The organism is Lacrimispora sinapis (genome assembly GCF_043633585.1).
Taxonomy (GTDB): Bacteria; Bacillota; Clostridia; order Lachnospirales; family Lachnospiraceae; genus Lacrimispora; species Lacrimispora sinapis.
Map to the genome: position 1 here is coordinate 3,354,949 of NZ_CP141832.1, position 13,500 is coordinate 3,368,448.

The window sequence follows — 13,500 nt, forward strand, 5'->3', positions numbered from 1 at the left end:
AACCGCAAAAGCGGTTGCTTTTTTGTTGCCAAGAAAGGAGGATTTTATGGCTTATGTACCAATCCCCAAAGATTTAAGCAATGTAAAAACAAAGGTTGCTCTAAACCTTACCAAGCGGTAAATTATCTGTTTTTCGGCGGCACTGGCGGTAGGATTATCGCCTTTTTTCATTCTCAAGGACTATATCGGCACAAGCCCTGCGGTGCTTGTAATGATGTTTCTCATGCTGCCGCTGTTCATGTTTGCCATGTATGAAAAGCACGGTCAGCCCCTTGAGGTAATCCTCAAAAACTATGCGGCGGTGCGTTTTCTCAACCCAAAACAAAGACCTTACATTACGGATAATTTCTATCCGTTATTGGAAAGGCAATATCACTTAGACATGGAGGTAAATCAAATTGTCAAAAATCGAAAAGAAGCCCATAAAGCTCACCCGAGTGGAAAAGCAAAGCATCGCAAGTGCGGTGCAAAGGGCGAACAATAAACCCAAAGGTGTAAAGTCTGCACAGGACAGTATCCCTTACCGTCATATCTTCCCCGATGGTATCTGTCATGTGGGTGATAAGCTCTACACCAAAACCCTGCAATTTGATGACATCAATTATCAGATTGCACAGAACGAGGACAAGACCGCCATTTTTGAAAGTTGGTGCGACTTCCTCAATTACTTTGACAGCACAATCAAATTTCAGCTCACATTCTTAAACACCACAGCGAATACAAAGGACTTTGAAAAAAGCGTGTTCATCGCTCCGCAGGCAGATGATTTCGACAGTATCCGAACAGAGTACAGTGAGATGCTGCACAATCAGCTTGCAAGGGGCAACAACGGACTCGTGAAAACAAAATACCTTACCTTTGGTATTGAAGCCGAGAATATCAAAATCGCCAAGCCCCGTCTTGAACGCATTGAAAATGACCTGTGGAACGCATTTAAGCGATTGGGTGTGCATCTCACCTCCCTTGACGGAAAACAACGGTTAAAGCTCATGCACAATATCCTTAGAATGAGTGGCAATGCCCCCTTTTCCTTTGAATGGAACTGGCTTGCACCCTCGGGGCTTAGTACAAAGGACTTTATCGCCCCGTCCTCTTTTGAGTTTAAGGAGAAAGGCACATTCAGAACAGGCGATAAATACGGTGCGGTATCCTTTTTGCAGATACTCGCCCCCGAGCTGAACGACCGTGTACTGTCCGACTTTTTGGAAATGGAAAGCAACCTCGTCGTTACCATGCACATTCAGTCGGTAGACCAAATAAAAGCAATCAAAACTATTAAGCGTAAAATTACAGACCTCGACAAAATGAAGATTGAGGAACAGAAAAAGGCTGTTCGTGCAGGCTATGACATGGACATCATTCCGTCAGACCTTGCCACCTATGGCGGTGAAGCCAAAAAACTCCTTACCGACCTGCAAAGCCGAAACGAGCGAATGTTTTTAATCACATTCCTTGTGCTGAATACCGCCGACAGCAAAAAGGAACTGGACAATATCCTGCTCCAAGCAAGCGGCATTGCCAACAAGCACAACTGCACCCTCATAAGGCTTGATTATCAGCAGGAACAAGGCTTTATGACTTCCTTACCCCTCGGAAAAAATCTTGTACCCATACAGAGGAGCTTGACCACCTCAAGCACCGCTATTTTTGTGCCTTTTACCACACAGGAGCTTTTTCAGTCGGGCGGCGAAGCCTTATACTATGGCTTAAACGCTCTGTCAAGCAACCTCATCATGGTAGACCGAAAGCAGCTCAAAAACCCCAACGGGCTTATCCTCGGTACACCCGGCAGTGGTAAATCCTTTGCCGCCAAGCGAGAAATTACCAATGTATTTCTGATTACCACCGATGACATCATCGTGTGCGACCCCGAGGGTGAATATTTTTCCCTTGTGCAAAGGCTCAAAGGACAGGTTATCAAGATATCGCCCACAAGTAGCCAGTACATCAACCCTATGGACATCAACCTCAACTACTCTGAGGACGATAGCCCTCTTGCACTAAAGAGCGATTTTATCCTCTCCTTGTGTGAGCTGATTGTCGGCGGTAAAGAGGGATTGACCCCTGTGGAAAAATCCATTATTGACCGCTGTGTTACTCTCGTTTATGCAGAATACCTTGCCGACCCCGACCCTGCCAAAATGCCAATTTTGGGTGACCTTTACGATGCCTTAGGCAGACAGGAGGAAAAAGAAGCAAAGCATATCCGTTCTGCTCTTGAAATCTATGTCACAGGTAGTCTTAGCGTGTTCAACCACAGGACAAATGTGGATATTACAAACCGTACTGTCTGCTACGATATTAAGGAATTGGGTAAACAGCTTAAAAAGCTCGGTATGTTAATCGTCCAAGACCAAGTGTGGAACAGAGTAACCATAAACCGTGCAGAGAAACGCTCCACTCGCTACTATATGGACGAGTTTCATTTGCTACTCAAAGAGGAACAAACCGCCGCCTACTCGGTGGAGATTTGGAAACGCTTTCGTAAATGGGGCGGTATTCCCACAGCGATTACGCAGAACATCAAAGACCTGCTAGCCTCTCGAGAAGTGGAGAACATCTTTGAAAACTCCGACTTTGTGTATATGCTCAACCAAGCGGCAGGCGATAGGCAGATACTTGCCAAACAGCTTAATATTTCCCCTCATCAGCTCTCTTATGTGACAGGCAGCGGTGTTGGTGAGGGTTTGTTGTTCTATGGTAATGTCATTTTGCCTTTCGTGGATAAATTCCCGAAGAACACTGAGCTTTACAGCATTATGACTACCAAGTTGGACGAAACCAAACAGGAGTAAAGGCGGTGTGCGATGAAAAAACAATCAAGACTGCAATTTACCGAAGAAGAACGAGCCGACCCGACCTTAGAAAAGCCCATAGCAAAATCAGAAAAAGCGGCTGATAAACTGGAAAAAGCACAAACCAATATACCGAAGAAAACAGTAAAAACCAAAGAACGCACCGTTGATGCCGACACTGGCAAAAAGACGGTGCGTTTGCATTTTGAGGAAGTGGATAAGCCAAAGCCGCCCTCAAAACTTGAGCATGGCATTAAAAAAGCTCCCGAGAGGGCTGTCCTGTCTGCTGTACATAAGAAAATCAGCGAAGATGAGCAGGACAATGTGGGGCTTGAAGCCGCACACGGCACCGAAAAGGCAGGTGAATTTGCTGTACACCGTATTCAAAGTGCCTATCACTCCCACAAGCTGAAGCCCTACCGCACACTGGCAAAGGCAGAGAAAAAGAGCATACAAGCCGATGTGAATGTCCTTTACAAGAAAAGTATTCGGGATAACCCACAGGCGGCAAGCAACCCTATTTCTCGCTTTCAGCAAAAAAGAGGCATTAAAAAACAGTACATTGCCACACGGTACGGGAAAGGCACAAAGGCAGCACAGACCACCTCCAAGACCATAAAATCAGCGATTAAAAAAGGGGCTGACACGGTATCAAAGGCAGTATCGGCGGTTGCTAAAAAACCAAAAGTATTGCTCATTCTACTTGCCCTATTTTTGATGATTACCTTAATTGCCGGGGCGGTTTCTTCCTGCTCGGTCATGTTTCAAGGGGCAATAACCAATGTGGTATCAACCTCTTACACTTCCGAAAACGAGGAACTTATTGCTGTCAACAACAACTACACATCACTTGAAACAGCGTTGCAGGCACAGATTAACAACATCGAAAGGGATTATCCCGATTATGATGAGTACCGCTATGACTTAGACACCATAGCACACGACCCTCATCAGCTTGCATCTTACCTTACCGCCTTACTGCAATATTTCAAGGCAAGCGAGGTGCAGAGCAAATTACAGAGGGTGTTTGAAAAGCAATACAAACTCACGCTGACCGAAACCGTAGAGGTACGCTATCGCACCGAAACGAGGACGGACACATGGACAGACGAGGACGGAAATACCCACTCCGACACCTACACTGTGGAAGTCCCCTATGATTACTACATTTTAAATGTCAGCCTAACCAATAGCGGCATAAATGCTGTTGCAAACAGCCTGCTCACACCCGAACAGCTCCAAATGTATAATGTCTATCTGCAAACGAAAGGCAATAAACCGCTGCTCTTTGGCGGCGGATCTATTGACGGTAGCCCATCCACTGATTTAAGCGGTGTTGATTTTGTCAATGGCGAAAGACCGGGCAATCAAAATATCGTGGACATTGCAAAATCACAGGTGAGCAATGTGGGCGGTCAGCCCTATTGGTCATGGTACGGGTTTGACTACCGTGTGGAATGGTGTGCCTGCTTTGTGTCATGGGTACTTAACCAAGCAGGGTATTCCGAGCCTAAGTTTGCCGCCTGTCAAAGTCAAGGTATCCCTTACTTCTCGTCTAAGGGACGATGGGCAAACAGAGGATACAAGGACATTGCCCCCGGCGATGTTATCTTCTTCGATTGGGAGGGCGATGGCAGCTCCGACCATGTGGGTATTGTTATCGGCACAGACGGAAACCGTGTTTACACCGTTGAGGGCAATAGCGGCGATGCCTGCAAAATCAGAGATTATGACCTTAACAGCAGTGTGATTATGGGCTACGGGCTTATGAATTAAGGAGGAAACTATTTGAACGTAAAACTAAAAAAAGTGATTTCCGATTTGAAGAAAATCGAGGATAAAATCGGACTTTTGCAAGGGAAATGGGAAGAACTGAACAAGCAAAAAACCGAGTTTGAAAACCTTGAAATTATCGGACTTATCCGAGGTGCGAAAATCAGCACAGAAAATTTAACCGATGTTATCACGGCGTACCGCAACAAAAGCGGTGTGCCTTTTTCATCTGAAAAACAGGAGGAAAACAAGAATGAAGAAAACTAAAATCCGTATTTTTGCCGCTTTACTTATGACGGTGCTTTGCATGACCGCCTTTTCCACCACTGCTTTTGCAGGCGGTGGCGAGGATACTACCGAGCCGACACCCGAAGTGACCGAAACACCCACCCCCTCTGTTCCTCTCACTCCCGAGGGCAACTTGACCCTTGTGGACGATGTGGAACGAACAGACGAGATTGATAAGCAGTTTATCACCGCAGTATCCAAAAATGGCAACTATTTTTATCTCGTTATCGACCGTGCAGGCAAAGAAGATAATGTTTACCTTTTGAACATGGTGGACGAAGCAGACCTGCTTGCCCTCATGGAAGATGCTCCCACTGAGCCGAAAGTCTGCTCCTGCAAGGATAAATGCGAAGTCGGTGCGGTCAATGCCGATTGTTCTGTGTGCAGTGAAGATAAATCAAAATGTACAGGAAAAGCTACCGAAGCCACCGAGCCTGCGGAGCCACATCCCCAAAAAGAAAAAGGCAGTCAAATGGGAATTGTGGTGCTTCTTCTTGTATTCGGTTTAGTGGGCGGCGGTGCTTTCTATTACTTCAAGGTGGTAAAAAACAAAGCGAAGCCACAGAGCAATCCCAATATGAACGAGTATGATTACAGCGATGATGAGGACGAGGACGAATATGAGCCGACCTCTGAGGAACAGGAGGATACTCCCGAAGAAAGTGAGGATGATACCCAGTGAAATATTTTACCGACAGTGCCTATGAAAGAATGATGATGCAAAAGCCCCAGTGTTCGCCGCCCCCTGTCACCGACAGACCACCGAAAAAAGAGCAAAAAATCCGTAAGCTTATTATTGTACATGAGAAAAAGAAAGAAAAAAGCGAAACATCCTTCTTATAGAATGTTTCGCTCCTTATAAGCTCTCGGGGACAGGCAACTCCCCACCGCAAAATTCAATACCATAGCCCAAACTGATTTGATAACACTTGACACAAACAGGCTAATTTTCATAGACACCACTCCTTTTTTGTTTTGGAATTGAGTTGTTAGGCTCAAATATCTGATAGCTGAAGCAAACAATAAAAAGATTAGGGCTATGAGTATGAATTTCAAAGAAAAAAAGTTGCCGTATTCCCACGGGGATGCTATCCCCGACAACTTATAAGTCTACTACCATTATATCATTTAAACCTATAAAAACAATAGAAAGTAAGAGGTGTTATATGCAATTAGTCATAGCAGAAAAACCAAGCGTTGCACAGAGCATTGCAAAGATACTCGGTGCAACAAGCCGTAAGGACGGATATACCGAGGGCAACAATTACATTGTTTCGTGGTGTGTAGGGCATTTGGTGGAGCTTGCCCCTGCCGACAGCTACGATGAAAAATATGCCAAGTGGAGGTATGGGGATTTACCCATACTTCCTGCCCTTTGGCAATACCAAGTTTCAAGCAGTACCAAAAAGCAGTTTGATGTGCTGAAAAAACTGTTAAACGGCAGCCGAGTGGACAGCGTAATATGTGCCACCGATGCAGGGCGAGAGGGTGAGCTTATCTTCCGTCTTGTCTACGATAAAGCAAAGTGCAAAAAGCCAATTAAAAGGCTTTGGATTTCCTCTCTTGAGGATACCGCCATTCAAAAGGGCTTTGAAAATCTCAAGGACGGGAAAGAATACGATAACCTCTATGAAGCTGCCCTGTGCAGGGCAAAAGCCGATTGGATTGTGGGTATCAATGCCACTCGGCTGTTTTCCGTTCTTTACAATCAGACCCTAAACATCGGGCGAGTAATGTCACCCACCCTTGCCATGATTTGTGAGCGTGATGCCGCTATCTCCGTTTTTAAGCCCGAGCCATTTTACACGGTACACCTCACCTGTAATGGCTTTTCCCTAATAGGTGAAAAGCTCAAAGACAAGGCACAGGCTACGGCAATTCTAACGGCTTGTAATGGTCAAGATGTACTCATCGAAAGCATTGAGCAAAAGGAAAAATCGGAAAAGCCCCCAAAGCTCTATGACCTCACCACCTTACAGCGTGAAGCCAATAAGCTGTTAGGCTTTACCGCCGAGCAGACCTTACAGTATGCACAGAGCCTTTATGAAAAGAAATACATCACCTATCCCCGAACTGACAGCCGATTTTTAACCGAGGATATGGAAAGCGGTATTCCCGTCTTAGCGAAAGCTACGGCGGCTTTTTTTATGCAGAGTGCCGCCGAGCTGCCTGTCAACACGGCACAGGTCATTGATAATTCCAAAGTCAGCGACCACCATGCCATTATTCCCACCATGAACACAAAGGGGCTTGATGTGCAGAGCCTGCCGCATGGAGAGCGTGAAACGCTGTTACTCCTTGCGATACGCCTTTTGGTTGCCGTAGGCGATACCCACCGATACAGTGAAACGGTTATCACTGCAAAATGTGGTGAGTCCGTTTTCACAGCCAAAGGGAAAACCGTTCTGCAAGACGGTTTTAAGACGGTACAAAAGCTCTATAAGGGCGAACAGGAAAAAGAAGATAAAGACCAAGCCCTGCCAAGCATTGACCAGGGCGAAGTGTTTACCGCAAAGGCTGAAATTAAGGAGGGTAAAACCTCACCGCCAAAGCCTTTTACAGACGATACCCTGCTGTCCTCTATGGAAAATGCCAACAAAGCAGAAACCGATGCAGAGCGTAAAGGTATTGGCACTCCGGCAACGAGGGCAGGCATTTTAGAAAAGCTGATTAAATCGGGGCTTGCCGAGCGTAAGGGTGATAAAAAGACCAAGTATTTTACCGCCACCCACAAAGGCACAGCCTTAATCACTGTACTGCCTGAACAGGTGCAATCCCCCTTGATGACCGCCGTGTGGGAAGAAAAGCTAAAGCTCATTGAGCGTGGGGAGCTGTCAGCCGAGGGCTTTTTACTGGAGATTGTGGGCATGACTACTGCCCTTGTAAAGACCTATGAAATGATAAAGGGAGCTGATACCCTCTTTCCTTCAGACCGTGAGAGCTTGGGGAAATGCCCTCGCTGTGGCGGTGCAGTTACCGAAAACAAAAAGGGCTTTTGCTGTTCTGACAAATCCTGTGGATTTGCCATTTGGAAAGAAAACCGCTTTTTTACGGCAAAGAAAAAAAACGTCACAAAGTCGATTGTGGCGGAGCTTCTTAAAAGCGGCAAGGTTGCTCTCACAGGCTGCTATTCCGAAAAGACAGGCAAGACCTATGATTGTGTTGTTGTCCTTGATGATACGGGCGGTCAGTATGTGAATTTCACGATGGAGTTTGGAGCGAAGAAGAAATAGGATATGAAAAAACAGTGGTAGTTCTGCGGGTTTTTTGGTAAAATTACAATAACGAATTGCAACAGGCATCCATACCGCTAAATGAAAGGGAGGTATCTACTTGATTGATTATGGTAGTATCTTTGTTAAATTTTCAAGTAACCAATATATAGATGATATTCAGAAAGGCAGGCTTTATTTTAATACCCTTCAACATTTTATTGATTTAGAAAAATCAAGCGGAGTTGCAGGGCAAGGGGATAAAAATGAAGCACAGTTTCCTGTATCGCAAGAGAAACGCAAAACAAAAAATATAGAAATAATTACTAATTGCACAGCGTCATATGGCTTTGAAGATTTTGGGGTTTTTTGTATATCGACTCTGAAACCATATGACAGTTGCAATGGAATGGGCAACTATAAATTTTCTGATGACCAAATACAAGAATTCAAGCTATTTGGTTGTGATTCATGTATCACTATTACCAATATAGATGCTTTTATTTGTAGATTTATCAACGCCTGCAAGAAAAACAATTATGAATTTGCTCATGCATTTGTTACCTATGAGGAATTTTATCAGCCAAGTGAAGAATTTAAAAATCTTGCAACAGACAATCCTTTTGCAATTTGTTTTAGGAAGGATAATCGGTTTGAATTGCAGCAAGAATATAGATTTATTATCTGTAAACACGTTGATAAGCCATTCATATTAGATGTTGGAGATATTTCTGATATCTCCAAAGTTTGCAAAAACTGCTTTCCTCAAGAAAAATAATTATATGCCTATCGTCAAGATAAAAAAGATTAAACAATAATCTCAATTACAAAATATTGTTTCTGAAAAGCAACCACTTTAGCATGGTTGCTTTTTTTATACCCAAAATCAGAAAGGAGTACCCTACTATGGCAGAAAAACAAAACCCAAAAGAACGGTTAAAAGAGATAATCGACAGCATTGAAACAGGCATAAAGGAGCTTTTTGAGAGTGACAAATACAAGAGCTATCTTCAGACCATGAGCCGCTTTCACAAATACTCTCTTAATAACACCATGCTTATATCCATGCAAAAGCCCGATGCAACCCTCGTTGCAGGCTTTAACAAATGGCGTGATGGATTTTCCCGTTATGTCAAAAAGGGCGAGAAGGGTATTAAAATCATTGCACCTACCCCGTACAAAATCAAAGAGGAACGAGAAAAGCTCGACCCACAGACCAAAGCACCTGTCCTTGATGCAAGCGGCAAGGTGCAGACCGAGGAAGTGGAAATACAGATACCCATGTTCCGTGTGGTATCGGTGTTTGATGTTTCGCAAACAGAGGGGGAGCCGCTACCCACCCTTGCAAGCAATCCGACAGGCAATGTGGAGCAGTTTGAGGTATTTATGGAAGCGGTGAAACGCACCGCACCTGTTCCCATTGAAATCAAGCCGATGTCTGAGGATATGGACGGTTACTATCACATTGAGGATAGAAGAATTGCAATTCGTGAGGGCATGAGCGAGGTACAGACCATTTCTGCCGCCATTCACGAAGTTGCACACTCTCTCCTGCACAACCGAGAAATGGAAAAGGAACTGCAAGCACAGCAGTGCGAAAACAAAAAGCCGATGAAGCCCAAAGACCGCAACACTGAGGAAGTTGAAGCCGAAAGCATTTCCTTTGCTGTTTGCAGTTATTATGGCATACAGACCGCCGAGAACAGCTTGGGCTATATTGCCACTTGGAGCAAGGGCAAGGAACTTGCCGAGCTTCGTGCTTCTCTTGAAACCATAAACAAGACCTCATCGGTGCTGATAAGTGGTATTGATACTCACTTTGCCGAGATTATAATAGAGCGTGGTATGGATATTGCCACAGAAACACCTGCATTGCAGCAAGCCCCCGACATTGCTAAGAATGAAATTACCGAGGGCAGCTCTAACATTGAAGTTGAGGGGCATATCGGCACTTGGTATGTCATTGATACCGAAGTTATTGACGGAACAAAATATTTTCTCCTTGAACATGAGGAACATGGTGACATTGCACCCTGCGTAATCATAGACAGCGATGCAAACCTTGTATTGGAAGATGTTTGGAATGGCTTTGGTGACCTCAAAGAGCATTTTGACAGCATTGAACCTATGGCAGATACCGAAAAAGCACCATTGCCCGAGCCGCCTATCGAGGAACACAGTCACCCCATGCCCGACCCCGATGTGAGCATTGCAGACCGCAATGCCTACGGCTATCTCTCCGATGAGCTGCTACCCCTCTCAAAGGAAAGAGCCACCGAGCTGTTTGAACAGGATTTGACGGTGTATCTGCTTTACGAGGATAACACCGAAGCAATGGCTTTTGACCGTGAGGACATTGAAAATCACAGTGGTTTGTTTGGCATTGAAAAAGCAGACTGTCTTGCTCTGCAAGAACATGAGGAAATGAAAGGCACTGATAAGCGCTCTCCCGACATGAGCGAACAGCTCTTTTTAGAACACAACAAAGATGCCTTCGCCATTTATCAGCTTAAAGACGGTGACGAGCTTAGAGATTACCGCTTTGAAGGACTGGACTGGCTAAAGAGCCGTGACCTTTTGGTGGAGCGTGGCAACTACAATTTTGTATATACCGAGCCATTTACACAGTATGCAAGTCAAAGGGATAGGTTTGAGGAAATATGGGAGCGTTTTAACAATGACCACCCTGCCGATTTCAAAGGTCATTCCCTCTCTGTCAGCGACATCGTTGCTATCAAGCAAAACGGTGTTGTAACATACCATTACTGCGACAGCTATGATTTTAAGGAGCTGCCACAGTTTGGAGAGCCTACACCCCTTGTGCCGGATAACTTCCTTACAGGCGAAAAAATACAAACCCCTCGAGGTAGTTTTTCTCTTGCCGATATGACAACGGAACAGATGAAAGCGGCAGGCTATGGCTACCACCACAGCTCTGATGACGGTGCATATCACATTATGGGCAATGGCACCCGTGCCTTTGCCATCAGAAACGAGGATAACCCCCTCCGTACCGCTGAAATGTCCACCGAGCAAAACTACAATCAGATTGACGGTATCTTAAACAATCAGCCAACCGTTGCCGAACTGGAACAGACCGTCAAGGCAGGCGGCACAATTTCTTTGCTTGATTTGGCAAATGCGGTCAAAGAAGAAAAGCAGTCTGTCATGGAACAGCTTAAAACAAAGCCACCGCAGGAAAAAGAAAAATCTAAAAAAGCACCCTCATACGGTGCGGAAATGGAGCGATGATTATGAGCAGATTTACAGTGGAAGAAAGCAATTTGATGTGCATTTACAATACAGGCTCGAGGACGGATTTACTGTCCGAGCTTACCGAAATGCAAAGCCACCTTGCAGCAGATGAAACCCAGCTGCTTGCCCTTACCAAGACGGTGATGGATAAGCTGTCAGCTATGAGTGATGAGGAATTTGAAAGTCTTTCGGGTGAGCTTATTCCGGATTTTGATGAATAAACTTTTATCCAAGAGGGTATTACAATACCCTCTTGGATAACCAATAATAGCTCAGTCAATTTTAATTACTTTATCAAGCATAATATCCCAAACCCCTAATGTTGATAGTATCAATCTTCTTGCAAGGTCTTGCATGTTATGAATATCATACGGATTTATGTACTTTACAATATCATTTGTTTTGTGAGCTATAAAATAATTTCTAATATAGCTACAATAGTGGATAGCTTCATAGATTGTAAGCTCTAAATCAAACACGTTATTATCGGGATTGTACCATTCAGCTTTATTTGTGAACTGTGGTTTAATTTCATCATACATAGGGCTGGGTTCTCCTCTTATTAACCACGGAATGGTATCTTCAGCACTAATTTTCACATCATTTAAACGCTTAACAATATCATTCAAAACAACACTGTTCCACTCATTTGTGCCCCTAATGAATCGTGGATTTTTTGCAGAAGACCTAATATCTAAACCGAGTTCTTCTATAATTGTGTATGCACACAAAAAGGCATATATGGAGTTGATGTGAGAAGTGTTCTCTCTTACATCAGTGTAAAATTTCTTACCATACATTGGACTTGCAGAATGAGAAGTAAACCAATCGAGATGTAAACTGTATTTATATTTTTCTAAAGCATATTGTAAGTTTTTGTTTGATGCACGTGAAGCTATTAAACATGCCAAAATCATTCTGTCAGATATTTCACCTTGCTTGAATTCTTTAGAAAAATTACCGCCAGAAGCTATGAATTGGTTTGATGTACTGACTTCGAGCAAATGATGCTCTGTAAAATTAACATCCGGATAGCACAAGAGCCTTGCAGAATAAATTAAACTATTTATATTTTGAGCAGTTAGCTCATCATCTGCAATAATAATAAGTTCAAAAGCATTTTTATAAGAAGCCTTGAGATTGGCGAGCTTCTCTTCACTGGGGAAATGCTCGCATATGCAGGAAGATCCATTATCATCAGTAATCCAATGTAAATTACTAGGGTCTTGACGATATGCTAATTTAACATTGCAGTCAAATTTTATATTTTTTAACAATTCAGGATGACTATCATTAAAGATTTGACGAGTTGAAAATTCCATCATGCACCTCCGTTATATTTTGCACAGCTACATCTATGCTACTATTGAGTTCATCAAAATAATTATATAGTGCCTATGATAAATTTTCAACGAGGTTTTTGCAAACAAAATCTTGCTCATCTTAATCAATTTATCTTAAAAAGGAGGATTTTTATGCCAATAAAACCACAAGCCTTTGCACAGCTTGCAGAGGATACCGCCACTCGCTTAACAAGCAGCCTTGCAAACTGGACAGGGTTTCTTTCCACCGTAGGACGGCTGTATAAGTACCCTTACCATGAGCAGCTTATGATTTACGCACAAAGACCCGATGCAACGGCTTGTGCCGATTATGAGCTTTGGAACAACAAAATGGGGAGATTTGTTCGCCGTGGCTCTACGGGCATTGCCCTGCTTGACCCCACAGGCGAAACCCCAAAACTGAAATATGTATTTGATGTTTCCGATACGGGCGGCCGAGAAAACTCTCGCCGCCCTTTTCTTTGGGAAATGGGGGAACACCATGAACAGCCGATTTTAGAAATGCTCGAGGATAAATTCGGTGTGTACAGCGATAACCTCACAGACGGATTTTACAACATTGCCAATGACTTGGCGAAAGAGTATTATGATAATCACAAAGAGGAAATACCCTACTTTGCGGAAAACAGCTTTTTAGAGGACTATGACGAGGATAATCTTCGTATCGCCTTTGAAAATTCCGCCACCGTAAGCATTGCCTACACCTTAATGAAACGGTGTGGGCTTGATACGGAAAGCTACTTTGAGCATGAGGACTTTCTCCCAATCTTCGACTTTAATACCTCTGCTGCTGTCAGCCTCTTGGGTACGGCAGTCAGTGAGCAAAGCGAACAG

10 protein-coding genes and 2 pseudogenes are annotated in these 13,500 nt (G+C 44.0%); 11 read left to right on the forward strand and 1 reads right to left on the reverse strand.

Going from position 1 to position 13,500, the window contains the following annotated elements:
- The first annotated feature begins 46 nt into the window (after positions 1–46).
- From VIG27_RS15755 to VIG27_RS15805, 11 genes and pseudogenes are all read left to right on the forward strand, one after another.
- Positions 47–484, forward strand: a pseudogene (locus tag VIG27_RS15755) (PrgI family protein).
- A complete protein-coding gene (locus tag VIG27_RS15760) occupies positions 408–2,795 on the forward strand; it encodes a VirB4-like conjugal transfer ATPase, CD1110 family (RefSeq protein ID WP_394527623.1) in 2,388 nt (795 codons plus the stop codon). Before VIG27_RS15755 ends, VIG27_RS15760 begins: the two are co-directional and overlap by 77 nt.
- Before the next feature lie 12 nt (positions 2,796–2,807).
- Entirely contained in the window at positions 2,808–4,571 is a 1,764-nt protein-coding gene (locus VIG27_RS15765; protein ID WP_394523529.1) for a CD1108 family mobile element protein, read from the forward strand.
- A 12-nt stretch (positions 4,572–4,583) separates the two neighbouring features.
- Positions 4,584–4,835, forward strand: a complete 252-nt coding sequence (locus VIG27_RS15770) for a DUF4315 family protein (protein WP_394523530.1) — start codon at positions 4,584–4,586, stop codon at positions 4,833–4,835.
- Positions 4,822–5,538: a DUF4366 domain-containing protein gene (locus VIG27_RS15775; RefSeq protein WP_394523531.1), complete on the forward strand. Its 717-nt coding sequence runs from the start codon at positions 4,822–4,824 to the stop codon at positions 5,536–5,538. The genes VIG27_RS15770 and VIG27_RS15775 overlap by 14 nt, the downstream gene beginning before the upstream one ends.
- Positions 5,535–5,699, forward strand: coding sequence for a hypothetical protein (locus VIG27_RS15780; protein WP_394523532.1), 165 nt, complete (start codon positions 5,535–5,537; stop codon positions 5,697–5,699). The genes VIG27_RS15775 and VIG27_RS15780 overlap by 4 nt, the downstream gene beginning before the upstream one ends.
- A gap of 323 nt (positions 5,700–6,022) precedes the next feature.
- Positions 6,023–8,089, forward strand: a complete 2,067-nt coding sequence (locus tag VIG27_RS15785) for a type IA DNA topoisomerase (RefSeq protein WP_394523533.1) — start codon at positions 6,023–6,025, stop codon at positions 8,087–8,089.
- 100 nt (positions 8,090–8,189) lie between these two features.
- Positions 8,190–8,846: a hypothetical protein gene (locus VIG27_RS15790; RefSeq protein WP_394523534.1), complete on the forward strand. Its 657-nt coding sequence runs from the start codon at positions 8,190–8,192 to the stop codon at positions 8,844–8,846.
- Between the two features lie 98 nt (positions 8,847–8,944).
- Positions 8,945–9,967: pseudogene (locus tag VIG27_RS15795) on the forward strand (ArdC-like ssDNA-binding domain-containing protein); the annotation flags it as partial.
- Positions 9,941–11,320 carry a YodL domain-containing protein gene (locus VIG27_RS15800; RefSeq protein ID WP_394527625.1) on the forward strand — a complete coding sequence of 460 codons (1,380 nt, stop codon included), beginning with the start codon at positions 9,941–9,943 and terminating at the stop codon, positions 11,318–11,320. The pseudogene VIG27_RS15795 and the gene VIG27_RS15800, both read left to right, overlap by 27 nt.
- 2 nt (positions 11,321–11,322) lie before the next feature.
- Complete coding sequence (locus tag VIG27_RS15805) at positions 11,323–11,544, forward strand: transposon-transfer assisting family protein (RefSeq protein ID WP_377144069.1); 222 nt, start codon at positions 11,323–11,325, stop codon at positions 11,542–11,544.
- A gap of 51 nt (positions 11,545–11,595) precedes the next feature.
- On the opposite strand, the gene VIG27_RS15810 is transcribed toward VIG27_RS15805, so the two are convergent.
- Positions 11,596–12,648, reverse strand: coding sequence for a hypothetical protein (locus VIG27_RS15810; protein WP_394523535.1), 1,053 nt, complete (start codon positions 12,646–12,648; stop codon positions 11,596–11,598).
- Between the last annotated feature and the right edge of the window lie 852 nt (positions 12,649–13,500).